Here is a 23,928-nt window from a genome sequence, read left to right on the forward strand (position 1 = left end):
GCGAGCACCGAATGCGATTCTCGGCGGCGGCCCTCGCCGCCATGCTCGTATGCGCACCCGCGTGGCAAGCGCAGGCGCAGAGCGGCGATAGGCCAGGAGAGAAACAAGACGCGCCCAAGATCGAAGCGCCGCCTGCGCCGGCGTTGAGCCCGGAAGCTGCGTTGAGAACATTGCGTGTCGCGCCGGGCTTCCGTGTCGAACTGGTTGCGAGCGATCCGCTGGTGTTCGATCCCGTAGCCATGACCATCGGGCCGGACGGTCGAATGTGGGTCGTCGAAATGCGCGCGTTCATGCCGAACGTCGACGGCACAGGCGAAGACGCGCCGATCGGCACCATCGCCACGCTCGAAGACACCGACAACGACGGTCGCATGGACAAGCGCACCGAGTTCGCCAACGGGTTGATCCTGCCGCGAGCCATCGCGCTGGTCGGCGACGGCGTGCTGGTGGCCGAACCGCCGAACCTCTGGTTCATGCGCGACACCAACGGCGACGGCAAGATGGATGACAAGCAGCCAATCGCGAACGACTACGGCAATCCCACCAATCCGGAGCATAGCGCCAACGGTTTGTTGTGGGGCCTGGACAACTGGATCTACAGCGCCAACCACACCACTCGCTTCCGCTATCAGGCAGGCAAATGGCGGCGTGAGCCGACGGCGTTCCGCGGCCAGTGGGGCATCGCTCAGGACGATTTCGGTCAGCTGTACTTCAACAACAATAGTGTCGCGCTGTTCACGGATGCGCTGCCCGCCGAATATCTGCTCCGCAATCGTCATCTGCCCAATCCGCGCGGCGCCAATGTACAGATGGCCGGATCGAGTGAGATATCGGTGTGGCCGGCGCGAGTGAATACAGGTGTCAATCGCGGCTACAAGATCCTGCGCGAAGACGGCACGCTGCCGGTGCTCACCGCAGCCTGTGGCCCGGCCATCTATCGTGGCTCGCTGTTTCCAGAGAGCTTCCGGGGCGACGCCTTCATCGCCGAGCCCGCGGGCAATCTGGTGAAACGCCTGATCATCGAACAGCGCGAGGGCGAGCCTCACGTTCGCAACGCGTATCACCAAACCGAATTCCTCGCCTCCACCGATGAGCGCTTCCGACCGGTCAGCGTCTACAACGGTCCGGACGGCTCGCTGTACGTCGTCGACATGTATCGCGGCGTGATTCAGCACCGCATCTTTCTAACGACCTATCTGCGCAATCAGATCAAGGAGCGCGGCTTGGAAGCGCCGCTCGGCATGGGGCGCGTATATCGCATCGTGCCGGAGAATGCGCAACGTCGCCCGATACCGAATCTCTCCAAAGCGAAGCCGCCGCAGCTCGCGAAGGCGCTCGACCATGACGAAGCATGGGTGCGAGAGACGGCGCAACGTCTGCTTGTCGAACGTCACGATGCAAGCGTGTCCCCCGCGCTTCGTCAACTTGTGACTTCCTCGCCTCGACCGGCGACTCGGGTCCATGCGCTGTGGACGCTGGACGGCGTCGACGCCATCGATTGGTCGACCGCGGCGGCCGCGCTTCGCGACGCCGAGCCCCGCGTCGCCGCTACTGGCGTGCGAGTGGCCGAGCGGTTCTTGAAGACGGAACCGGAGCGCACCGTCACGGCGATGCTCGAGCGGGCTCGATGGAATGAGCCTGCCGTGGTTCGTCAGGTCGCGCTTTCGTTGGGCAGCGCCCCGGCCAAACATGCCGACCCGGCACTGCTGGAGATCGCACAGCAAGCGGGTTCGCTGCCCTATGTGGCCGATGCGATTGTAAGCAGCCTCGCCGGACGGGAGTTCGCATTTGCGGCGACGCTGATGGCAAGCGACGCCACGAACGATATCGCGATGATGGCGCCCGTCTTGGCGGTAGCAACCGCCACCGTGCTGCACTCGGGGAATGCCGAGCAGACTCAAGCGTTGCTGAATCGCTTGAACGATTCGAAGACGCAGCCGTGGGTGCACGCTGCGCTGCTCGATGGTGTCGATCGCCTCATTCCTCGAGCGAGCGATGGCTCGCGACGCATGGCGTTTCTGGCGGCCGAGCCTCGCGCTTTGCAGGCGTACGCATCGAGCAACGCTGCCGATGCGTCGAGAGCAGCGCTGCTGCTGAAGTCGTTGCGGTGGCGAGGAGCGACTGTCGATGCCGCCGCGTCACTGGCGAAGCTCACGCCCGAGCAGCGTCAGCAGTACGAAAGAGGACGGATCGCATTCGCAGTCTGCGCCGCCTGCCATCAGGACGAAGGTCAGGGCATGGCCGGTCTGGCGCCCGCGTTGGCCGGATCGCAATGGGTGAATGGGTCGCCGCAAGCGCTGGTCCGTATCGTGCTCAACGGCAAGGTCGATCAGCTCGCCATGCCCGGCCTGGGCGGCTCGCTCGACGATGCGACTGTCGCTGCCATACTTACCTATGTGCGCCGGTCGTGGGGCAACGAGGCTTCACCCATCGACGCAGACACGGTCAAGTCCATTCGCGACGTCGTGTCACATCGCGACGAGCCGTGGAGCGACGAAGAGCTCCAGCCGCTTCGCTGAACGGATCGTTCAGGTAACGCCCGCTGGCCGCTGGCGGGCAGCCCCGGACCGTCTCGGATCTCCGACAAAACAGCGGGTTGAGCTGAGATAGGCGTGGCATGCCCACGCGCTCTATCCTACGATCCGCACCCATGAAATTGCTCTGCCGATGGATCCTGAGTCTCGGGGTTTTTGGTGCCTCCCACGCGCTCGCCGCCAGCGCCGCGCCGTTCGACTTGGTGGGCCCGACCCTGGAGGTCACCGTTTCCCGAGGTGAAACCGTGCTGCCCATCGCCCAGGCGCCGCATCTGGCCTCGGGCGACAAGCTATGGATCAAGGCCGACTTCCCGGAGAACCAGTCCGAGCACTATCTGCTGGTGGTCAGCTTCCTGCGCGGCCCGACCAATCCGCCGCCCAAGGACTGGTTCTTCCGCTGCGAGACCTGGAAGAAGAAAAAGCGCAGCTGCGGCGCCGAGGGCCTGAGCATCACCGTGCCGGACGGCGCAAAACAGGCGCTGATCTTTCTGGCGCCCGAAGACGGCGGCGATTTCAAAACACTCGTCAACGCGGTGCGCGGCCGCCCCGGTGCGTTCGTGCGCGCGACCCAGGACTTGAACCAGGCGACGCTCGATCGCTCGCGCCTGGAGCGTTATCTCAGCGCGATTCGTCAGCTCAACGCGGCCAACCCGGCCGTGCTCAAGGACACCACGCCGCTGCTGGCCCGCAGCCTGGGCATTCAGGTCGACCAGAAATGTCTCGATCGTCTGCCGCAGCTGCAAGCGCCCTGTCTGATGGAAGGACAGGACACGCTGATCCTCAACGACGGCCACAGCGTGTCCATCGTCGAAGCGCTGACCACGGGGCCTGCGAGCGACCTGCTCATGACCGCCAGCGCCACGCGCGAGGGCAACTACGGTTACTACAGCCCATACATTTCATCGCTGCTCGACCTCGGCCGGCTGTTCGATTCGTTCCGGGTCGCGAACTATCAGTACATCCCGGCGCTGGCCACGGCGGTCGGCTCGCAGCTCACATTGACGCTCAACACCCCGCCGTCCTTTCACGATCCGAAGTCGGTGCTGACGGCCGCGCTGCCGGCGATCGAGAAGGCGCTGCCGCCGCCGCTGCATGCCGTCAGTCCCAAAGATATCTACTGCGCACGCAAGGATTCTTTGGTGCTGCCCGTCGAAGGCGCACCGCTGGTGTTCGCAACCGAGTACGCACACAACACGTTTCTGCGGGTCACCGGTAAGAACGGTGAAGTGATCGAGCTGCCTGCGACCGCGGACGCCACCCGAGGCGGGTTCGTCGTCGATACGTCGCCGCTGGGGAATGCAAGTCTGGCGGATCGTTTCCGCGGTTCGCTGCATGGCTACTGGGGCTTCGAGAAATTCGACGGCCCGGCCTTTCAGCTGGTGAACACTCACACCCAGACCTGGACGCCGGCATCGCCGGAGGACCAGTCGCTGATCGTGGGCCGCGCCAACACCATTCATCTGCAAGCCGGCAGCGTGGCCTGCATCGATCGCATCATGGTCAAGGATCCGACCGGCAAGGAGCTGCGCGTCGATTGGTCGCCGGTCAAAGCGAACGAGGTGGAAATCAACCTGCCGCTGCAACAGGCGCAGCCCGGCGCGTTGACGTTGTTCGTGTCTCAGTACGGCGTGAGTGAGCCGCAGCCGCTGGAGCTGCGCGCCTATCCGGAGGCGGGACGCTTCGAAAGCTTCGCCATGCATGAGGGCGAAACGCACGGCATGCTCAAGGGCAGCCGGCTTGGCGATGTTGCCAGCCTGTCGTTGCAAGGCGTGGTGTTCGTGCCCACACCTTCGAGCACGATGGTGGAAGGCGATTCGCTGCGCATGGAGGTTGCACCTCCGTCTGCGTCGGATGCGGGTACGGAGGAAGCTCAACCTGCGCCGAAGCTGCAACAGGGAACGGCGGCCAAGGCGAAGGTGACACTGCGCGACGGCCGCTCATATACCGTCAACGTCTCCGTCGCCGCGCCGCGGCCCAGCGTCGAGCTGGTTGGCAAGAGTGTGCAGGCTTCAACTCGCACCAACGAAAGCAACATCTCGCTGGCCAGCGAAGATCAGCTGCCGCAGGACGCACAGCTCATCTTCTCGGTGCGTGCCAAGTCGCCTGCCATTTTCAGTCGCGAAGCGAATATCGAAGTGGCCAGCCAGGACGAAGCGTTCGCCACCACGCTGAGCCTCGCCAATCGCGGCCTCACGCTGGCGGACACCAAAGTGGCCATCGCCACTTTCGACCCGGCCAAGGCGTTTGGCTTCTCGGCGTTCGGGCCGCTGAAGTTCCGCATCGTCAACGAAGGTGTCGCGGGCGACTGGCAGCCGCTGGCAACGTTGGTCCGCCTGCCCGTGTTACAGGGGTTGCAGTGTCCTGCTGAAGCGGATCAGTCCTGCAAGCTCACCGGATCGAACCTGTTCCTGGTGAAGTCTGTCGCGAGCGATAAGGAATTCAAACAGGCCGTCGATGTTCCTGCCGGCTTCCCGGGCCGGGCGCTGCCCGTGCCCCGACCGGGTGATGATGGGCTGTATATCAAGCTTCGCGACGATCCCTCGATCGTGAACGTCGCAGCGCTTGTTGCGGAACATCCACCGGCGCCGCCTGTAGAAATCACGCCAGCCGCGCCGACGCCCGCGCCCGCTGCCGAACAAAACGCGTTGAGCGCTACGAGCAGCGCCCCCACGCCGGCCGCGCCGGCTGAATAATCACCGCAAAAGATTGGCGGCGCGCCGCGCGTGACGGCCGCGTCGCCTGCAACGCGTGAGCTTTGCAACTCCAGCGTGGCCGGCTGGGCGAGCATCACCGAGTGAAGCAGAAACCGTCACGTCGAGAGGCGCTTACGGACGCGCGCTGCAGAGTTGCTCGATCGCCGTTCTGGCATAGCGCACGAAGGCGGCGACTTCTGTGCCATGGCTGGCGAGATCGTCGTCCTCTTCGCCGCGATATGCCGCCAGCGCTTTCCTGAGCACCTGTTGGTTCGCAGGCGGCGTCCGCTCCAACAGCCAGGCGCATGCTGCGTCTTTTGATGCGATCTGTCCGGTCGCACCGGTGTACCAGATGCGGGCCAGCGCCAGAACGATGTTCCTTTCATCGCCCGCCCAATCTTCCGGTTGGTTCCATTGCGCGACAGTATCTCGCAGCGATTGGATGAGATGCGCTCGCGGGATCGGCTCGAAGAGGTCGATTACGCTGCAGCCCACGACAGTGACGCTATGCTGTCGAGCCTTGGTCAACAGGATAGCCAGATCGTGATCGAGGGTGGGGGGCTCGTAGATGCCCGCCTTCAGGTTCTCTCGCAGCCATTCTCCGAACTGCATCTCCCGCCTCGCTGGATACCGCCACGGTACGATCTCCGATTTCGCCAGCACCGTCACCTCGAGCGCACGCAACTCTGCGTCCGTGCCAGGCGGTGCGGACACACTCAGCAACTCCATCATCAGTTCTCGCCGCGTGGCTTCGCTCGGCGGATCGGCCACGGTCACGAGTAAGTCGATGTCACTGAACCGCTTCAACCCCCCGTCGACAGCGGACCCGAACAGATGAATCGCAATGATTGTCTCGCCGAGATGCCGCTCGAGGACCGCACGAGCCTTGGACAATTGCGCGGCGATTGAAGTTGGCAGCGGGTCGTTCATTCCCGGAATTCTAACAGCGAGCGCCGCGCCATCCGAGAGAGGTCATCTCTCGAAGCGGGCAACGATTGCTGATTCTCGCGGAGGCTATTGCGCGTGTATTGCGTGAGCGGTCGCGCCACCGCGTGTGAAATGGAACTTCAGCAACATGGTGCGCGGCTGCTCCGAAGTGGCGGGCGTGAAGGTCCACTTCTTTGAGGCATCCAGAGAGAGCCGCGCGAAGTAGCGGCTGGGGCCGGGATCCTCCGTGACGGTCTCGACGACCGAGCCCTGCTTGTCGATCGTGACTCGAATGCCCACTCTCACCGTTCCCCAAACGGTGTCGAGCGCACTTTGCGGAACATCGGGGATTACTTCATTGACTGCTGAAGTCGGTGCATCCGCCAGCGGCTGCACTTCCGGTGCCGGCGGCCTGGGCTCGCTCGCACTCGCCACGGTTTGACTAACGGCAGGCTGGGGATCCGGCGCTCCCCTGACGGCGGGAGCATCGGATGTGAACAGGCGGACGCCGAACCACCCCAGCAGCACCGCGACAACCACAAGACTCAGCAACAGCGCCGGTTTGCTCAATCGGCTACGAGGCGGAGGCGGCGGCGGCTCTTGCTGCGTCAAATGGATGCGGATCACCAGCCGGTCGGCCGTCGAAGTGTCCAACTGGGGTGAGTTGCTGCAAGTCGTCAACGCGCGTCTCGAGTCGATGGGCAGCGCAGGAGTGAATGCGCCGGGGCTCTTTATCCTTGATCTCACGCGCGCGCGCAATCGGATACTCACTGACCTAACTCGCCGCGCGCTGTATGATGTGCCCGGCGGATGATACGAACAGAGGGCTCCCATGAACGAAAGCACTGGCAAGCTCATCCTGCGACTGGCCCTCGGCGCACTCGTTCTGTTACACGGCATCGCCAAGATCACCGGCGGCGTCGGCGGCCTGTCCGGCATGGTCACCGCGGCAGGGCTGCCGGCCTTCGTCACCTACGGCGTCTATGTCGGCGAAGTCATCGCGCCCATTCTGGTTCTGCTCGGCTGGTACTCCCGCATCGGCGCCGCGTTGATCGCCGTCAACATGCTCTTCGCCATCGCCCTCGCGCACAGCGCCGAGTTGTTCGTGATCGGCAAGACCGGCGGCTGGGCGCTCGAGCTGCAAGGAATGTTTCTGTTCACCGCCATCGCCATTGCCCTGATCGGCCCCGGCCGTTTCAGCCTCAATGGCAAATGACCCGGAAGCGAAATGCGAGGTTGCCCCATGAGCGAAGAACGTCCCCCCTTCCCGCCCTTCACCCGCGAGAGCGCCATCCAGAAAGTGCGCCTGGCCGAGGACGCCTGGAACAGCCGCGACCCCGCGCGAGTGGCGCTCGCCTACACGGTCGATAGCAAGTGGCGCAATCGCGCCGAATTTCCCGTCGGCCGCGAGCAGATCGTCGAGTTTCTCACGCGCAAGTGGCGTCGGGAGCTGGACTATCGGTTGATCAAGGAACTATGGGCGTTCGCCGACAACCGCATCGCCGTGCGCTTCGCCTATGAGTGGCACGACGACGCCGGCAACTGGTTTCGTTCGTATGGCAACGAGAACTGGGAGTTCGACGCTCGCGGCCTCATGCAACGTCGTTACGCCAGCATCAACGACCTTCCCATTGCCGAATCCGAGCGCAAGTTCCACTGGCCGCAAGGCCGCCGGCCGGACGATCACCCGGGCTTGAGCGATCTCGGATTGTAAAGGGCATCAGCCACCCGGCACGTACTTGCCTTTGACCGGATCGATGAGTTGGCCCTTGGCGCGCAGACGCCGGGCCAATGCTTCGTACGGCACGTTTTGCACTGAAGTGCCATGCTCGATGGCAAGGACGGCGGCCTCGCCCGCAGATTGGCCGAGAATCATGAAGACAGGCTCCATGCGGATGGAGCCATACGCGATGTGAGACGCCGACACTGCGACGGGCACGAACAGGTTGGTCGCCTCGGCGGCCTTGGGAACGATGGCGTCGTAGCTGATCTCGTAGGTGCGATCGAGATAGATCTGGACGTCGCCTTCGTTGCGAGCGAAGCCGTCAGCGTTCACATACCGCTGCACGTTGTGAGAGTCCATCGTGTATGAGCCCAGGCCGACCGAGCGCGGCGTGGGCAGCTCGCCTTCCAGATGACGCTCGGTCATGACGAAATCGGAGACCATCCGCCTGGCCTCGCGAACATACATCTCGCGCGGCCAGTGATCGGTGTCGACGAATTCATCCGCGCACAGCCCCCATTCTTTCATGGAGTCCCGCACGTCGGCGGGAACGCGCGGATCGTTCTGCAGGAACCACAACAGACCGGCCTGGTAGCTTTTGTGCGCTTCGAAGATTTCACTCCGGCGCTCGTAACCTGCCGTGGGGTAATCGTAGTTGCCACCGATGAAATCGGTCGAGATCGCGCCGTAGTTGTTGACGTCGGTCTTGTTGTTCGGGATCGGATCGTACTTGCGAAATTTGTGGCGCCAGCCTGCATCGAGATAACGGCCCAGCAGTTCGTAGGTCCAGGGGTTGTAATCCGCCGGCTTGGGCAGCGGCGCCCGAATCGCAGGATCCGTCGTCATGCACAGGCGGAAGTTATACGCTTGAATGCGTTTGTCGCCGCTGCCGTCCGGGGCCGGCGGACCGGGTCCGATCAAAGGCACCAAGCCGCTGGCGGGATCGCCGGGCTTTACATACGGATCGATGTCCAGCTCGAAATTGTGATGTTCGGCGTTTGCGGTCTGCACGCCGTTGTAGTCTTCGCCATAGAGGGCATTGGCTTCGCGCCCGGTGGTGAACGTTACGCCCGCCATGCCCATCAAGTCGCCTTCGTAACTGGCGTCGACAAACATTCGGCCAGTGTGGCGCGAGCCGTCCAGCATCTCGATGGACACGATGCGATTGCTCTGCTTGGTGACGGCAGTCGGGTCGAGTCGCAGCCTGGCATTGAAGACGGGGGTGATGCCCGCCTCTTCCAGCCAACGCATGTATATGGCCTCGGCGACGTGCGGCTCGAAGACCCACATCGCGTCCTCCTCGCCTTCGGTCTTCGATTGCGAGGTGGCGATGCCTTTGAAGCCCACGCGATCGTAATGCGCCTTCACGTCCTGGTAGAAACGCCGCGCCATGCCGCCGATGGCGGCGTGATTGCCCGTGTCGGCCCAGCCCAAACCATTCGTGGTCATGCCGCCCACATGGCCGTCACGACACAGCAGCACCACACTGCGGCCGCGGTCTTTGGCTGCAATCGCGGCCGTGAGGCCCGCCGGCGTGCAGCCATACACGACCAGATCCGTCATCGAAGCAGCACCGCCGTTCTGGTGAGAACCGGCGCAACCGGCAACGAACCCGAGGGCAGCGACGCTCGCCATGAAACGAGCCGTCGAGAAAGACATCATCTTGCTTGCACCTCTGAGACAGCCGCGCCGAAGCGGGCCATCGCCGGCCCGCCCGACGAGATGGACTGGTGAATCAGAACGTCGCCGCCACACCGAGATAGATCCGGCGATCGTCCAGATACGAGCTGTAGAGCCGACCGGGGTTGGTGCGATAGAAACTGTTGATCGCGCGCGTGAGATTCACGCCTTCCACGGTGACCTGGAAGTTGTCGTTGATTCTGTACGATGCCGACGCATCCACCTGTCCGCGCGCATCCGCCCAGTTGGCGCCGCCCGACGCGATCGAGCCGCCGTTGGTCATGTACTCGCTGCGATAGTTGTATGCGACGCGGCCGCTGAACGGTCCCTTCTCGTAATACACCACGGCGTTGGCGCTGTGCTCGGATGAGTTGTTCAACGGATTGTTCCTGCCGGTGAGCTCGTCGATGTCGGGCGTCTCGCTATCCGCATAGGTGTAAGTGACGGCGTAGCCGAACCCGTCGAACGGCCGGGGCAGCATCGAGAGCGCCTGCTGATAGTTGAGCTCGATGCCCTGGACCTTGCCATCCTTGCCGTTGGTCGGCCGGCCGATCACATAGGTGTACGCAGCCGGACCGGTCAGTGTGTTGTTCGGCGCTTCGGGATGCTCCTCGATCTGTTCCGAGTAAGTGGTGAATGCCGACACATCTTTATAGAACACACCCGCCGCCAGCAGGCTGGCCGGCGCGAAATACCATTCCACCGTGGTATCGAACTGGGTGGCGCGGAACGGATCGAGATCCGGATTGCCGGACGAGCCCGTCATCGAGACCGGCTGCAGCGACAAGCCGACGCCCGTGCTGGTCAGATCCGGGCGCGCCACCACTTTCGCAGCGGCAAAGCGCAACCGAACGTCGTCACGCAAATCGAAGATCAAGTTCAGGTTGGGCAGCGTGTCCGAGAACGACTTGCCGGCTCGCGCGCGGATGGCCTGGTTACCCACGATGGTGTAGCCGAGCGATTCGCGATCGACATTCACCTGGCGCACGCCGAGATCGCCCGACATCGGAATGCCGAACACATCCGTGCCAAATCTCACCATTGCAAAGAACGCATCCGTGGTCTGCTCCACCTGATTGATGGTCGCCTTCGCGCCGGTGCTGTCGAACGAAATCGGCGTCGCGCCGAGCGCGTTGCGGATGGTGTCGAAGTTGACGGTTCCGGTGAGGACCTGTCTCGGGTAGCTGCCGCTCTCGCCGGGAAACAGGCCGGATCTCGTGCCGGTGTACGACAGGCCCGGAACTTCGCTCGCCAGCAGCGGGCTGCCCGGTGTGGGATCGTGGCTCGCGAACGAAGGATAGGTGGACTGCGGATTGCCGCCGAACACCTCGATGGTCTCGGTGCGCGCGCCGAACTTCACGGATGTGAAGAATCCATCCAGCTGAAACTCGACGTCGAAGTCCGCGTCGTGGCCTTTGTTCTCGGCCACGTAATCGACATCGAACGTGCTGTACACCTCGTATTGCGACGGATCGAAGATGTCGAAGTTGGCGTCGATGCCATAGTTCGGCGAAACATCCGAGCCCGCCGCGTTGTAGCCGACATTCACGTTGTTGCCCGCGAGCTGTCGGGTGACGAGCACGTTGTCGTTACCGGAGTTGTTGTTGCCGCCGTCGCCGCCAAGGCCCGCGCCCTCGCCCTCGCTCATCGAAGCGTTGAAGTTCACCGTCCAGCGGTCGCGGCTCCAGTTGGCGTTCGCGCTCAAATACTCGTTCTCCGAGTAAGAGTCGCCGCCGTATAGCAGCGGGCGCAACGTCACCCCCGAGAAATCGCCCGACACCAGCGTGCCGCTCGCGTCGATGACGCCGTTGGTGATGTTGTTGTTGAGAATGACCTGTTGAACCGCACGAACGCGGTCGGTCTCGCGGCGAGACTTCACGCCTTCGAGCGTGAACGTCAGATCGTCGATCGGCCGCCACTGCGCCGAAGCGTTCACCGAATAGCGCTCGTCTTCGTAAGTGTTCGACCAGCTCATCAGCCGTAGCGGACGGAAGAACGTGTCATTGACGCCGTCGCCGGTCACATCGACGTTGTTCACCTGCGTCCAGCCGCCGGACTGATAAAGATCGCTCGCGCCGCTCGAGTCGGAATACGAGCCGCTCAACAACACGCCGAACTTGCGATCGGCAAAAGTGTGCGCGACGAACGCCGATGCTTTCTGGCCCCACTCCTCGGCGCGATCCGCATACGAGCTTTGCAGACGTCCCGAGACGACCGAGTCGTCCAGATCGAGCGGCCGCTTGGTGCGCAGGTTGATCACAGCGCCAAGCCAGCCTTCCACCAGGTCTGCCGAGGGCGCTTTGATCACGTCCACGCCCGCGAGCAACTCGGGCGACACGTCGGCAAGATTGGGATCTCCGTTGCGTGCGCTGCCGATGAAGCTCTTGCCATTGAGCAGAAGCTTGTTTAATCCGAGGCCGCGCACGGTGATGGACTTGCCCTCGCCTTCCACGCGCGTGACCTGCACACCCGGAATACGGCTCAACGTTTCGGCGACGTTTTGGTCGGGCAGCTTGCCGATGTCCTCGGCCGAAATGGTATCCATGATGCGCGTGGCGTCGCGCTTGACCTCGATGGCATCGGCGATCGACTTGCGAATGCCGACGACGGTGATTTGCTCGAGCACGGCTTCGTTGGCGGACGCGCTTTCCTGACCGTCATCACTGCCGTCCTCGCTGCCGTCATCGTGCGACCAGTCGCTTTGCGCAGGCGCCGCGGCTGGAACGGACTGCCTGGTCGGGCTTTGCTGTGCGCTCGCCAGCACCAGCACCACATCGGAGGAGGTGCGCTCGTGACGCAACCCGGTTCCCGACAGTAAATATTCCAATGCTTGATCGGCGGTCATCGAGCCGCGCAGGCTGGGCGCCTTGCGGTCGGCAATCACCGTCGGATCGAACACCAATTCAGTGCGGGTCTGGCGACCGAGCGCGGTCAACGATTGCGCCAGGTTGCCACTCTCGATCTCGATGGCAGTTTGTTCGCTGGACTGAGCGAAGGCGTTGCCGATCATCGCGAGCGCGCAGGCGCCGCCCGTGACTCCGTTGCGAACGATCCATCGGATGGACAATTCGCGCAGCCGTTTCCCGTTGTTATTCACCATTCCCCCTGATACAGCGATGGCCCTGCGGCTCTGATTGCATCGGACCATCGCAGCGACGGCCCGAATATTCCTAAAGAACGCGCGCCGGCAAGAAAACCTCCAAAGGCCACGCGCGCTCATGTGAATATTCTTCAGGGCCGCGCCACCAGCGCGAACACCTCCGGGCCGCGATACTCCACTGCGACCGGATGCAGGCTGGTCACCGCTTCCAGAAACTTGCGCTGACTGTTGGTGCGAAACACGCCCGAGATGCGCAGCTCCGCAAGCTTCGAATCCTCGATGCGAATTGTCTGGGTCGAGTAACGGTTGAACTCTTCGACCGCCTCGGCGAGCGACGTGTCGTCGAACTCGATCAGACCGTCGCGCCACTTGAGCAGGCGTTGCGCTTCCGGCGCCGCTCGATGCACGACTTCCTGGTCGGTTGCGACCAGCGTCTCACCGGGGCTTAGATGAATGCTGGCTTGGGCGGTCTGGGCGGGAGGCGCAGCTGAACCTGCTTGCCAGACGTTTTCCACCACGACGCGCCCTTCGACGAGCAACACTTCGACGCGCTCCTTGTCGAGCCGGACATCGAACGCCGTGCCGACCGCCACGATCTGCTTGCCGCCTGCGACGACAATGAACGGGCGCAATGGATCCTTGGCGACGTTGAAGAACGCCTGGCCGCGCAGCACTTCCACCGTGCGATGACGGCCATCGAAAGCCACGTCGAGATCGGTATCGGTGTTGAGGGTGACGGCGGATCCGTCCGGCAGCGTTACATCCAGCTTCTCGCCGCGGCGGGTGGCGTAATCGGCCGCGCCTTTCTCGTATAAAGAAGCCACCGGCACTTGCCTGAAGAGATTCGGACCGCGATAGGCAATCAGAGCCGCGATGCCGACGAGCGCGAGCGCAATGCCAGCGGCGATCGACTTCACGCCGAAAAGGGAACGCTCCGGCTGATAGCGAAGCGCAGCTCGTCGCAAGGCATCGAGATGCTGATCGTCGTGCGCGTCATCGAACACGCGCATCGCTGCGACGGCGCGCTCATAGGCCGCGGCATTCTCGGCCGCACGATCGCGCCAGGCTTCGAATGCACGACGATCTTCATCGGGCACGACGTCGGCATCCATACGCGCTGCCCAGTGCGCGGCCGCTTCGGCGGGTGAAAGGTCTGCAGGGACGGGGCGAGCTCGCATCGTTACTTCCCGTTCAGACGCAAGTCGAGATGCACAACGGCGCGGGCCATGTGCTTCTCGACGGTGCTCATCGGCATTCCAAGCCGTTTCGCGATATCGCTGTAGCGCATTCCTTCGAGCCGGCGCAAAAGAAAAATGGTGCGAGTGACTTCCGGCAGCTCCAACACCGCCGCAGTCGCCTTCGCCAGGCTCTGCTTGCCTGCAAGAACTCGCTCGGGCGTGGAATCATCCTTGAGACCGGGCTGATCCAGCTCGATGTCTTCGTGCGCGCTCGCCTGCCGCACCTGGCGCTTGCGCAGCCAGTCGTTGAGCACGCTCTGCGCGGTCTGGAAGACATAACCCGCCACGATCTGCGAGCCGTCGGCCTGCACCTTACGCACCAGGCGCACGAACACGTCCTGCACCAGATCGTCGATCTCGTGCTGTTCCTTGACCCGCTTGCTGAAGAACCGGCGCAGCGCCGGTCGAAACTGCGTCGACAGCAGGGCGATGTGCTCTGATTCGGCGCCCTCGGTGCGGTGTGCCGGTTTCGGCGCATCCATCTCGACCTTGATCTCCCACGGCTACCCGGCGCATCGCGCCGTAGTAGATAAGAACGCGCGTGGGACCGGAAACCGCCACCGCGAAGCTCGCAGTGTAGAGGACATCCAAGCAAAATGATTGCGCGGCCGGCTGGGGATGCAGGACTTTTTCCCTCACGGCCCGCGATTCAACCGGGCTTGCGCCGACCCCGTTGCGCGCCTGCCGTGCGAGCGCCATCCTTGGCTCACGTCAACCGCACAGACCAACCCTCAGCCGATGTTACTCACCGCGACCCAACAAGCCATCGCCGATTCCGTCCGTGAATTCGCTCAGGAGCGCATTCGCCCCCACGCGCAGCGCTTCGAAGCGGAGCGATGCTATCCGCCGGAATTGTTCCAGGAACTCGCCGAACTGGGGTTGATGGGAATGACCGCGCCGGAAGCGCAAGGCGGTGCAGGCGCCGATTATGTTTCGTATGCGCTGGCGCTGATGGAAGTCGCCGCTGCCGATGGCGCCCTGTCCACCATCCTGTCGATTCAGAACAGTCTCATGGTGTCGGCGCTGCTCAAGGATGGCGATGAGCGCCAACAGCAACGTTTCCTGCCCGAGCTGATCAGCGGTCGCATGATCGGCGCATTCGCCTTGACCGAAAGCGACGCGGGCTCCGACGCCTCCGCGCTACGCACGCGGGCTACCAAGGTGGACGGCGGCTATGTGCTCAACGGCAGCAAGCAGTTCATCAGCTCGGGCAAGATCGCCGGGCTGGCGCTAGTGTTCGCGATCACCGATCCCGAGGCGGGCAAGAAAGGCATCTCGGCATTCCTGGTGCCGACCGATCGCAAGGGCTACGTGGTGGACAAGGTCGAGCACAAGCTCGGTCAGCAGGCCTCGGACACCTGCGGACTGCGCTTCGACGATCTGCACATCGAGAGCGAGTTGCGCCTCGGCGCCGAAGGCCAGGGATATCGAATCGCCCTGTCGAATCTCGAAGCCGGACGCATCGGCATCGCCGCGCAGTCGGTGGGCATGGCGCAAGCAGCGCTGCAGATCGCGGTAGCGTATGCGAAGGAACGTCGCTCCATGGGCAAGCTCATCATCGAACATCAGGCGGTCGGCTTTCGCCTGGCAGATCTCGCCGCCCGACTCGAAGCTGCGCGACAGCTGGTGCTGCACGCCGCAAGCATCAAGGACACCGGTGCGCCCTGCCTGAAGGAAGCTTCGATGGCCAAGCTGGTTGCATCGGAGACCGCCGAGGCGGTGTGCTCGGGCGCCATTCAGACCCTAGGCGGTTATGGCTATCTGGAAGAATTCGGCCTGGCCAAGATCTATCGCGACGTGCGCGTGTGCCAGATCTACGAAGGCACCTCCGACATTCAACGCATGGTGATCGCGCGGTCCCTATGAGGCTGCGAAAGATGAACAATCGCTTCGAACCGGTACACCTTGGCCGTGTACGGTGGTAACGTGCCGTTGGGGGACTTCGGCAACGTCAAATATTAGGAGCGACATTCGTGCGCACATACAGCACGCTGGCCTTGACCAGAAAAGATCGAATCCTGACCATCACCCTGAACCGCCCCGACGTGCTCAACGCGGTCAATCTGGAGATGCACGACGAGCTGGCGGATGCATTCAACTTTGCGGCGACCGACGATCAATCCGACATCGTCATCCTGACCGGCGCCGGGCGAGCCTTCTGCGCCGGCGGCGATATCGAACACCTGGCGCGCAACGCCGCCGCGCCCGAACGATTCGACCACGAAGCACGCATCGCCAAGCGCATCGTGTTCGCCATGCTGGACCTCGACAAGCCGCTCATCTGCAAAATGAACGGTCCGGCCATGGGCCTGGGCGCCACGCTCGCCCTGCTTTGCGACGTGATCTATGCCGTCGACGGCGCGAAAATCGGCGATCCGCACGTGTGCGTCGGCCTGGTTGCCGGCGATGGCAGCGCGGCGATCTGGGCGCAGCGCATCGGGCTGGGTCGCGCCAAGGAATATTTGATGACCGGCGAGCCGATCAGCGCCAAACAGGCCGAGCAGATCGGCCTGGTCAATCACTGCGTGGCGCCGAGTCAGCTGGACGATGCCGTGGTCGGCTTCTGCAACCGACTCAAGCACGGCTCCACGAACGCGATTCGCTGGACCAAAGTGCTGCTCAACCTGGAGCTGAAGCGCGTCGCTCACGCGGTGATGGATGCGGGCATTGCGTATGAATCCGTGACCGCCCGCTCCGCCGACCATCGCGAGGCCGTCAAGGCCATACAGGAAAAGCGCAGACCGGTGTTCTGCCACGATCCCGCCAAAGTCTGAAGCCGATCGATGAGTTCGACACCGTCCACGGCTGGCTCCGCAGCCACCGGCCCGCTGCACGGCGTGCGCATCCTGGAGTTCGCGGGCCTGGGCCCGGCGCCCTTTTGCGGCATGCTGCTTTCGGATCTGGGCGCGCAGGTGCTGCGAATCGCCCGGCCCAACAATCCGATGCAGAGCTTCGACGCCATTCTCGATCGCGGGCGCGTCACGTTGACGCTCGACTTGAAACAAAGCCATGGTGTCGAAGTTTGTCGCGCACTGAGCAAGAGCGCCGATGCGCTCATCGAGGGCTTCCGCCCCGGCGTGATGGAGAAACTCGGCCTCGGGCCGGACCTCCTGCTCGGCGAGAATCCGAAACTGGTGTATGGACGCATGACCGGCTGGGGTCAGCACGGGCCGAACGCTCATACCGCCGGGCACGATATCAACTACATCGCGCTCTCCGGCGCGCTGCATTCGATCGGCAGCTCCGCGAAGCCGACGCCTCCGCTGAATCTAGTCGGCGATTTCGGTGGTGGCGCGTTGTATCTCGCCATGGGCGTGCTCGCGGCTTTGTTGAACGCACGCAGCACTGGCGTCGGTCAGGTGATCGATTGCGCCATGACCGACGGCGTGGCATCGCTGATGAGCATGATGTTCGCGATGCGTGGGATGGGACAGTGGCGCGACGAGCGGCATGCGAATCTGCTTGATGGCGGCGCGCCGTTCTACGACACGTATCGCTGCGCGGACGACAAGTGGATTTGTGTCGGGGCGCTGGAGCGGCCGTTCTTTGCTGTTCTGCTCGAGAAGTTGGCTATCCCGTCCGGTGAGTATCCGAATCATTGGGATCCGGGTTGCTGGCCCGAGATGCGGGCTCGCTTCGAGCGGATCTTTGCAAGCAAGCCACAGGCTCACTGGTGCTCGCTGCTCGAAGACACCGATGCCTGCTTTGCTCCCGTTTGCTCGATGAGCGAGGCGATCAGCCACCCTCACAATGTGGCTCGCGGCACCTTCACTCAACATTCCGGCGTAATCCAACCGGCGCCCGCTCCCCGCTTTTCTCGCACGCCCTCTTCGATTCAGAAGAGCTCGGAGGTGGACGCGCAAACGCTGCGCGAATGGCGCGTGCCTGACGATCTCATCTCGCGCCTGCTGCCTTGATTGCGACTGCCTGCCGGGCCGTCGAGCCCGGCTGGGCTGGCTCGATCCGACTGGCTCGACCCGACTGGCTCGACTCAAGTGGCCCGATGCAGCTGCACCTTGCCACGCTCGACGGCAAAACTCGTGGCGAGCGATGCACGACCGCCGGGGGCGGAGACCTGATCCATCGTCCACACCTCGGTGCGCCACAGATCGCGACCGACGTCGAATATCTGATAGCCGCGGCGTGCGTCGTACAGCTGACAGTGCGGGTTTTCGGCCGGAGTGTTCTGCCAGCGTGGGTCGCGCTCGACTCCATCGCCGCCCGAGCTGATCGATGTACAAACAAACTCCGTGGCAGCCGCAGGACCGTCGAGATCGCCTTCTCGCACCGGAACCACACCGGCATGGTGGCGATGAACGTCGCCAGTGGCGATCACCACGTTCTGCAGATTGCGCTCGCGAATCTCCGCGACCAGTCGCTGACGAGCCGCCGTATATCCGCTCCATGAATCGACGTTGACCCGACCTGCCGCGCGGCTGGTGGGATACGTCAGAGGCATCACCATCACCTGCTGCGCCAGCAGATTCCACCGCGAAGCATGATCGAAGCCCGCCGACAGCCATTGTTCCTGCTGCGAGCCAAGCATGGTGACCGGTCCCGAGTTGGAAACGCGGCAGCCTTGCAGCTGCTTGTTCGGCTGCTTCGCACCGCCATTGCGATACTGCCTCGTGTCCAGCACCTGGACACGCAACAGGTCGCCGTAGTCGAAGCGACGATACATTCGAATCTGCCCGCCGGCGGGGAACTGCGCGCGTCGCACGGGCATGTGCTCGTACCAGGCCTGGAGCGCGGCGGCCCGACGCATCATAAATGCTTCGGCAGGGCTTCCATCCTGGTCGCACTCCGCGTACCAGTTGTTGTCGACCTCATGATCGTCGTACGACACCAGAAACGCGGCCGCTGCATGCGCGAACTGCAGATCGGGATCCTGCTTGTACAGAGCGTAACGACGGCGGTAATCGTCGAGCGAATAGATTTCATCGCCGACGTGTGCGCGCACGCATTGCCTCTTGGTGCAATCGCGCGGCCCGTGTTCGTAAATGTAGTCGCCGTAATGAAAGATCGCATCGAGCTCTTGCGTCGCGCCGAGATGCCGGTACGCAGTGAACAGGCCTTCCTCATAGTGCTGACAGCCGGCCACCCCGATGCGAACACGCTCCGTCGCCACGCCAGCGGCCGGCGCAGTGCGAGCCGTGCCTGGGGGACTCATCTCACCGCCCGAACGGAAGCGATACCAATAGCGCCAGGCCGGCTTGAGACCCGTCAGCTCCACGTGCACTGAATGCCCGAGCTCCGGCCGGGCGGATTCCACGCCAGAGCGGACCACGCGAGAGAACCGCTCGTCTTCGGCGACTTCCCATTCCACCTCTACGACTTTCATCGGCATGCCGCCATGAGGCTCGAGCGGCGCGGGCGCGAGCCGCGTCCAGATCACGAAGCCATCGGACCAGGGATCTCCCGCTGCGATACCCAGCGAGAATGGATACGCGCCCGGCTGGCTGGCCCAGGCGCGCCTGCCCGAGAGCAGCGTGAGACTGCTCGCTGCCGCAACTTTCAGGACATCACGACGCGCGATCATGCGATGGGTCATGGCTTGTAGATGAGGTTGAAATAAAACGTCAGGCCTTTTTTCATTTCGGCGCGGCGCATGCTGAGAGCCTCGCCGTAGCCGAGATTCAGGTTGTCATCGAGCAGGTTCACCGCCTGCAGTTTCACGATCCACTCATCCAGTACGCGGTAGCGAACCGTGAAATCCAGTTGGCCGCGCTGCTGCGGCCCGCGATGCAGCCATGGATCGGCGCCGATACCGTCGTAGTATTCATCGCCGTAGTTGTACGCGACACGCACCTCGCCACCGCGCGGCAGCTTGTAGAACAGCGCACCGTTGGCCAACCAGTCCCTCTGGAACAACAGACGATCGACGTGCAGCGTCACGTCGTTCACCACGTAATCCATCTCGCCCCACATGCGCGACACGTTGACGGAGGCGCCAAGCTTGCCGGCCAGAAAGCCAGGCAATCCCGGGATTTGATTTTCGATGTATTGAAACTCGATGCCGCGCAGCCTGGATTCGTTGGCGTTCATCGGCGTGCTGACGGTGTACGGCACGCCGCCGACCAGCTGCTCCTGTTTCAACGCGTAGATATCGTCCTTGATGTTCTTGACGAAGCCGCCGAGGCTGAGCAGACCGCTGCCGCCGTCCAGGTAATACTCCAGCGCCAGGTCGACGTTGTCGGCGCGACGCGGCTCGAGATTCGGATTGCCGCGACTGATGCTGAAGGTGGTGTCGTTGCGCGTTTCGGCCCTGGCCAGATCTTCCGGCGCGGGACGACCCAAGGTGCGGCTATAACCCGCCTTCAATCGCAGCCGGTCGCTCAAGTCGTGCAGCACGTTCAGCGACGGCAGCAGGTACGAGTAGTCGCCCGAGTAGTGTTGGAAGGCGTTCTGAAACACGCCGCCCACGCTGAAAGGCACATCGGCACTGTAGTCCGCCAGGTCCGCACGCAGGCCGGCGATCACGCGCGTGCTCTGCGTCGCGTAGGTGCCCGAGATGTAACCATACGAAACGGTCTCGTCGTATGAATAATCCTGGCTCAGCGAGTTCGCCGCCGAAGTCGCGGCATTCACCGCCAGGTTGGGCCGGACGCTGGCGTTGTAAGCGTCGTAGTCGATCCACAGCACCGGGTAGTTCCACATCCAGGGCGTGTAGTTCGGATCGTAGGCCGCCAGCGCCAGCGACGATCTGTCGGATGTGAACGTCGTGTCGGTGAGGTCGCGCTGCATGTCGAAGCTGCGCAGCCCCAGACCGGCTTTGAGTCCCCAGCCGAGGCTGTCCGCATCGAAGTTCAGGGAGTAGTCGAGGCGGGCTTCCGCCGCTTCGCCCTGGGCGGAGGTGGTCACGTCCGTGGCGCTCAACAGAGAATAGTTGCTCGCCACCAGCATGGACTGCGGGTCCGACAGCGTGAACGAGACCGAGTCGCCCGACGTGTCGTAGCTCACATACGAATCGGTCGGCCGGTACTGGTAGATGACCTCGTTCTCGGGGTTGTCGAACGTGTTGTCGTTATAGCCGGCGCGAAACTCCAGCCGCGACTGGTTAGCAAACTCGTAGCGCGTCTTGAAGATGGCGCCGCGGCTTTCGGTATCGAAACGGTCGTAGGCGAAGGTGGTGCGCACATCGGGGATGCGCAAGGTGCCTGTGGTCTGCGTCTGGTCGGTGATCCCGGTGAATGCACGCAACGTTGGCGCATTGGTCGTCTGGTCCTCGCGCTGCCGATAGTCATAGAGCATCAGCGAGCTGTACCAGGAGGAAGACGGCGAGAACTCGAGCAGCATCGAGCCACCATAGTTCTCCACGAAACTGGTGAAGTCGTAGCTGACGAACGCAGTCGGCGCCGGATCGTAGCCGTTGTAATCCGGACTGATCGGCGTGGTGGTGGCGCCGGTCGCGGTGTAATAAGCGCGCCCGTTCGGATTGCGCTTGGTTTCGTCGTAGCTGCGCTGCTGGTAAACACTGCTGAGCACGACACCGAACTGTCGGTCCGAGCCGAAGCGCTGCGACCACAGCTGCTTGATCCCGCCGCCCCAGGGCGAGTCCCGATAGCCGCCCGGGCTGTTGCCGCCCGGCACATCGTTATACGTCGCGTAGCTGGCGAATGTATCGACGAAGAACTTCTCGCCGCCTTCGAAGGCGCTGTAAGGGACGATATTGATGATGCCGCCGATCGCACCGGAGTCCAGATCGGCCGTGAATGTTTTGAAAACCTCGGTGGTGCGCGCCGCCTGGCTCGGAATCAGCGCCAGGTCGACGCGGCGCTGACCGGCGCCTTGATTGGCGACCGAGATCATGCCGATGCCGTCGACAGACACATAGTTGAGATCGGGCGTGATGCCGCGCACCGCCACGTACTGACTTTCCTGCTCGCCGTACAGCACCTGCATGGTGCTCACGCCGGAAACACGGCTCAGCGCGTCGGCAAGCGATTTATCGGCGAGATCGCCGGTGTCGTCCTGCGTGAGTGTGTCGACGATGGTCAACGAGCGGCGTCGGTTGGCGACCGCCTCCTGATTCTGGAAAGCGGTGCCGGTGACCACGACTTCTTCGACGCCGCTCGCCGCAGCGACCGACGTAGGTGAATCGGTGGCGAGCGCCAAGCGCATCGATTCCTTCCGACGCACGATCAGTGCACGCGAGGACGTTGTCACGACTTCCAGCGGCGTGCCGGCGATCAACGCCTGCACGGCCTGCAACGCACTCATCTCGCCCTGCAACGCTGGCGCCTGCTGCCCGGCCACGTCCGCGGGACTGAACAGAATGTCCACGCCGCTCTGCTGAGCCACGACATTCAACGCCGCATCGAGCGACTGTGTCGCCATCGAAATGGTCACCGCTTCCGACTGCGCCTGCGCCGGACTCGCAAGCGCCAGCGCGATGCTTGCAACGAGGGCCGACAGGCCGGCGCGACTGTGAGACAACTGCATGATGTTCCGAAGATGGCGGCCGTACCGGCCGGACTCGCAATCGACGCCGCCGGGCGCGATTTCCTCAGAACTTTTTCATGAATGTTTTGTGACGGGCGATGCGGGTTAGCGACCTGCCATCGACAGGCGCAACGTATCCGGCTGCGCCACCACGGAAACGGGCAGCATCGCCCGCAGCGCATCGGCGAAGGCCGCATTGTCCCCCACGCGAAACGTCCCGCTGATCCGCAGTTCAGCGATGGCGTCGTCCTCGAGCGTGAGCCGCTGGCGATCGTAGCGATTCATGATCTCCACCGCGTCCGCCACGCTGTCATCGTTGAAAATCGCTCGGCCGCCCTGCCATGCCATGAGGCGTTCGAGCGCTGGAGCGGCAACGGGAAGCAGCGTGGTGGAGGATTCCTCGAACACATGGCCGCTGGTCAGCATGCTCACGGAGGAGCCCGCACCATCGAGTGCGGCGGAGCCGGACAACATCAGAATGCGGGCCGACTCCCCCTTTCGTGTCTCGATCTCAAACGCGCCGCGATCGACACGCAGCTTGCAGCCGCCGGCGCGAACCACGAGTGAGCCGGAACTCCGCGAGCTCAGATCGAAGTGTGCGCGACCGCGTTCGAGCGTGGCCTCGCAGCCTGAATCGCGATTGCGTACGCGCAGCCGTGAATCCGCATCGAGCACCACCTTCGACCGATCGGCGAGCACGATCGTCCGCCGCTCACCGATATCGGTGCGGTAAATCTCAGCCCCAGCCGTCAGCGTGACCAAGCCACCCGCCGCAGCAGTCAGCGCCGCGCCGCCGCCGAGCAGAACGCCTCTACGGCTCAACCGCTCCGGTTGCGCAGAGTGGTCGAAACGTCGCGCACCGACCAGGTCCCACACGGCGGTCAGCTCTTCGAAAGCCCAAGCGTGCCTGTCGTCCGTCCGCAGCCACTTTCGGAACTCCGCCCGCGTGCGCTCGTCGCAAGTATCCGCATGCAATCGCGCCAGCCATTCAGCCGCTTCACGCTCGATTCGAGCTCGCGCCACACGCGCCAGGATGTTTCTAAACATCTTCACAGCGCCTTGCTCGCACGCAACAGGCCCAACGCCGCCTTGGCGACATGCTTTTCGACAGCGCTTTCACTGATGCCCAGGCGCTCGGCGATCTCGCGATAACGCAAACCGTCCAGCCGATGCATGAGCAAGATCTGCCGCGTGCGGGGCTGGAGACGGGATAGCGTGGCATGCACGGCATTCAGGCGCTGCCGAAGATCGAGCATCTCCTCGGGCGTGGGGCTGGCGTCCGCGATCGCGCTCAAATCCTCGTCCGTGCTGACATTCCTGCGGCGCTGACGCCGATGATCGTCGCGCGCCCGATTCACGGCGATGCGCACCATGAGAGCCTCGAAATTGCGGATTGGCGAGCCGTGCTCCGACAGTCGCACATACGCGTCATTCAAGTAGTCGCTGGCGTCCTGAGGACGCCCGGACAACGCTGCAATTTGCCGCCGCAACCGGCCCCAGATGGCGCGGTCTTTATCAACGTCCGGCTTCTCCGAAAACATCGCCAACCCCAGTGTCGCCGCCGGAACAGCAGCCGCTTTTGCGGGGCGCA

Annotated in this window: 17 protein-coding genes; 7 read left to right on the forward strand and 10 right to left on the reverse strand. The window is 63.3% G+C overall.

Going from position 1 to position 23,928, the window contains the following annotated elements; genetic code table 11:
• Positions 1–11: 11 nt before the first annotated feature.
• Both JM946_RS19730 and JM946_RS19735 read left to right on the forward strand, forming a co-directional pair.
• Positions 12–2,519 carry a DUF7133 domain-containing protein gene (locus JM946_RS19730; RefSeq protein ID WP_203169079.1) on the forward strand — a complete coding sequence of 836 codons (2,508 nt, stop codon included), beginning with the start codon at positions 12–14 and terminating at the stop codon, positions 2,517–2,519.
• Between the two features lie 131 nt (positions 2,520–2,650).
• Complete coding sequence (locus JM946_RS19735) at positions 2,651–5,227, forward strand: hypothetical protein (RefSeq protein WP_203169080.1); 2,577 nt, start codon at positions 2,651–2,653, stop codon at positions 5,225–5,227.
• Positions 5,228–5,359: 132 nt separating this feature from the next.
• Here JM946_RS19735 and JM946_RS19740 read toward each other — a convergent pair whose 3' ends face one another.
• Positions 5,360–6,157 (reverse strand): AadA family aminoglycoside 3''-O-nucleotidyltransferase, encoded by a 798-nt coding sequence (locus JM946_RS19740; RefSeq protein ID WP_203169081.1) that lies wholly within the window; start codon positions 6,155–6,157, stop codon positions 5,360–5,362.
• Positions 6,158–6,241: 84 nt separating this feature from the next.
• Positions 6,242–6,808: an energy transducer TonB gene (locus JM946_RS19745; protein WP_203169082.1), complete on the reverse strand. Its 567-nt coding sequence runs from the start codon at positions 6,806–6,808 to the stop codon at positions 6,242–6,244.
• A gap of 178 nt (positions 6,809–6,986) precedes the next feature.
• On the opposite strand from JM946_RS19745, the gene JM946_RS19750 reads away from it, so the two are divergent.
• Both JM946_RS19750 and JM946_RS19755 read left to right on the forward strand, forming a co-directional pair.
• On the forward strand, positions 6,987–7,370 hold the full coding sequence (locus tag JM946_RS19750; protein ID WP_203169083.1) for a DoxX family protein: 384 nt from the start codon (positions 6,987–6,989) through the stop codon (positions 7,368–7,370).
• 27 nt (positions 7,371–7,397) lie between these two features.
• Positions 7,398–7,868 carry a nuclear transport factor 2 family protein gene (locus tag JM946_RS19755; RefSeq protein ID WP_203169084.1) on the forward strand — a complete coding sequence of 157 codons (471 nt, stop codon included), beginning with the start codon at positions 7,398–7,400 and terminating at the stop codon, positions 7,866–7,868.
• Between the two features lie 6 nt (positions 7,869–7,874).
• On the opposite strand, the gene JM946_RS19760 is transcribed toward JM946_RS19755, so the two are convergent.
• The 4 genes from JM946_RS19760 to JM946_RS19775 form a co-directional block, all read right to left on the reverse strand.
• Positions 7,875–9,539 (reverse strand): FAD-dependent oxidoreductase, encoded by a 1,665-nt coding sequence (locus tag JM946_RS19760; RefSeq protein WP_203169085.1) that lies wholly within the window; start codon positions 9,537–9,539, stop codon positions 7,875–7,877.
• 73 nt (positions 9,540–9,612) lie between these two features.
• Complete coding sequence (locus JM946_RS19765; RefSeq protein ID WP_218042999.1) at positions 9,613–12,654, reverse strand: TonB-dependent receptor; 3,042 nt, start codon at positions 12,652–12,654, stop codon at positions 9,613–9,615.
• Positions 12,655–12,788: 134 nt separating this feature from the next.
• Complete coding sequence (locus tag JM946_RS19770; RefSeq protein ID WP_218043000.1) at positions 12,789–13,835, reverse strand: FecR family protein; 1,047 nt, start codon at positions 13,833–13,835, stop codon at positions 12,789–12,791.
• 2 nt (positions 13,836–13,837) lie between these two features.
• Positions 13,838–14,377 (reverse strand): RNA polymerase sigma factor, encoded by a 540-nt coding sequence (locus JM946_RS19775; RefSeq protein ID WP_203169087.1) that lies wholly within the window; start codon positions 14,375–14,377, stop codon positions 13,838–13,840.
• 256 nt (positions 14,378–14,633) lie between these two features.
• On the opposite strand from JM946_RS19775, the gene JM946_RS19780 reads away from it, so the two are divergent.
• From JM946_RS19780 to JM946_RS19790, 3 genes are all read left to right on the forward strand, one after another.
• A complete protein-coding gene (locus JM946_RS19780; RefSeq protein WP_203169088.1) occupies positions 14,634–15,761 on the forward strand; it encodes an acyl-CoA dehydrogenase family protein in 1,128 nt (375 codons plus the stop codon).
• Positions 15,762–15,868: 107 nt separating this feature from the next.
• Positions 15,869–16,669: an enoyl-CoA hydratase/isomerase family protein gene (locus tag JM946_RS19785; protein ID WP_203169089.1), complete on the forward strand. Its 801-nt coding sequence runs from the start codon at positions 15,869–15,871 to the stop codon at positions 16,667–16,669.
• Between the two features lie 9 nt (positions 16,670–16,678).
• On the forward strand, positions 16,679–17,812 hold the full coding sequence (locus tag JM946_RS19790) for a CaiB/BaiF CoA transferase family protein (RefSeq protein ID WP_203169090.1): 1,134 nt from the start codon (positions 16,679–16,681) through the stop codon (positions 17,810–17,812).
• 74 nt (positions 17,813–17,886) lie between these two features.
• On the opposite strand, the gene JM946_RS19795 is transcribed toward JM946_RS19790, so the two are convergent.
• From JM946_RS19795 to JM946_RS19810, 4 genes are all read right to left on the reverse strand, one after another.
• The gene (locus tag JM946_RS19795; RefSeq protein WP_218043001.1) at positions 17,887–19,446 is read right to left on the reverse strand and encodes an alkaline phosphatase D family protein; all 1,560 of its coding nucleotides are present in this window, start codon (positions 19,444–19,446) and stop codon (positions 17,887–17,889) included.
• Positions 19,443–22,337, reverse strand: a complete 2,895-nt coding sequence (locus JM946_RS19800; RefSeq protein ID WP_203169092.1) for a TonB-dependent receptor — start codon at positions 22,335–22,337, stop codon at positions 19,443–19,445. The genes JM946_RS19795 and JM946_RS19800 overlap by 4 nt, the downstream gene beginning before the upstream one ends.
• Positions 22,338–22,442: 105 nt before the next feature.
• A complete protein-coding gene (locus JM946_RS19805; RefSeq protein WP_203169093.1) occupies positions 22,443–23,384 on the reverse strand; it encodes a FecR family protein in 942 nt (313 codons plus the stop codon).
• Between the two features lie 2 nt (positions 23,385–23,386).
• A complete protein-coding gene (locus JM946_RS19810) occupies positions 23,387–23,878 on the reverse strand; it encodes an RNA polymerase sigma factor (RefSeq protein WP_203169094.1) in 492 nt (163 codons plus the stop codon).
• Positions 23,879–23,928 lie beyond the last annotated feature (50 nt).

Source organism: Steroidobacter gossypii (assembly GCF_016801985.1).
Taxonomy (GTDB): Bacteria; Pseudomonadota; Gammaproteobacteria; order Steroidobacterales; family Steroidobacteraceae; genus Steroidobacter; species Steroidobacter gossypii.

Bases quoted from the DNA above. Each gene is read 5' to 3' on its own strand.
- JM946_RS19750 (WP_203169083.1), top strand. From the start codon at position 6,987: ATGAACGAAAGCACTGGCAAGCTCATCCTGCGACTGGCCCTCGGCGCA.
- JM946_RS19805 (WP_203169093.1), bottom strand. From the start codon at position 23,384: ATGTTTAGAAACATCCTGGCGCGTGTGGCGCGAGCTCGAATCGAGCGT.
- JM946_RS19755 (WP_203169084.1), top strand. From the start codon at position 7,398: ATGAGCGAAGAACGTCCCCCCTTCCCGCCCTTCACCCGCGAGAGCGCC.
- JM946_RS19810 (WP_203169094.1), bottom strand. From the start codon at position 23,878: ATGTTTTCGGAGAAGCCGGACGTTGATAAAGACCGCGCCATCTGGGGC.
- JM946_RS19770 (WP_218043000.1), bottom strand. From the start codon at position 13,835: ATGCGAGCTCGCCCCGTCCCTGCAGACCTTTCACCCGCCGAAGCGGCC.
- JM946_RS19730 (WP_203169079.1), top strand. From the start codon at position 12: ATGCGATTCTCGGCGGCGGCCCTCGCCGCCATGCTCGTATGCGCACCC.
- JM946_RS19780 (WP_203169088.1), top strand. From the start codon at position 14,634: ATGTTACTCACCGCGACCCAACAAGCCATCGCCGATTCCGTCCGTGAA.
- JM946_RS19800 (WP_203169092.1), bottom strand. From the start codon at position 22,337: ATGCAGTTGTCTCACAGTCGCGCCGGCCTGTCGGCCCTCGTTGCAAGC.
- JM946_RS19735 (WP_203169080.1), top strand. From the start codon at position 2,651: ATGAAATTGCTCTGCCGATGGATCCTGAGTCTCGGGGTTTTTGGTGCC.
- JM946_RS19740 (WP_203169081.1), bottom strand. From the start codon at position 6,157: ATGAACGACCCGCTGCCAACTTCAATCGCCGCGCAATTGTCCAAGGCT.
- JM946_RS19790 (WP_203169090.1), top strand. From the start codon at position 16,679: ATGAGTTCGACACCGTCCACGGCTGGCTCCGCAGCCACCGGCCCGCTG.
- JM946_RS19760 (WP_203169085.1), bottom strand. From the start codon at position 9,539: ATGATGTCTTTCTCGACGGCTCGTTTCATGGCGAGCGTCGCTGCCCTC.
- JM946_RS19775 (WP_203169087.1), bottom strand. From the start codon at position 14,377: ATGGATGCGCCGAAACCGGCACACCGCACCGAGGGCGCCGAATCAGAG.
- JM946_RS19795 (WP_218043001.1), bottom strand. From the start codon at position 19,446: ATGACCCATCGCATGATCGCGCGTCGTGATGTCCTGAAAGTTGCGGCA.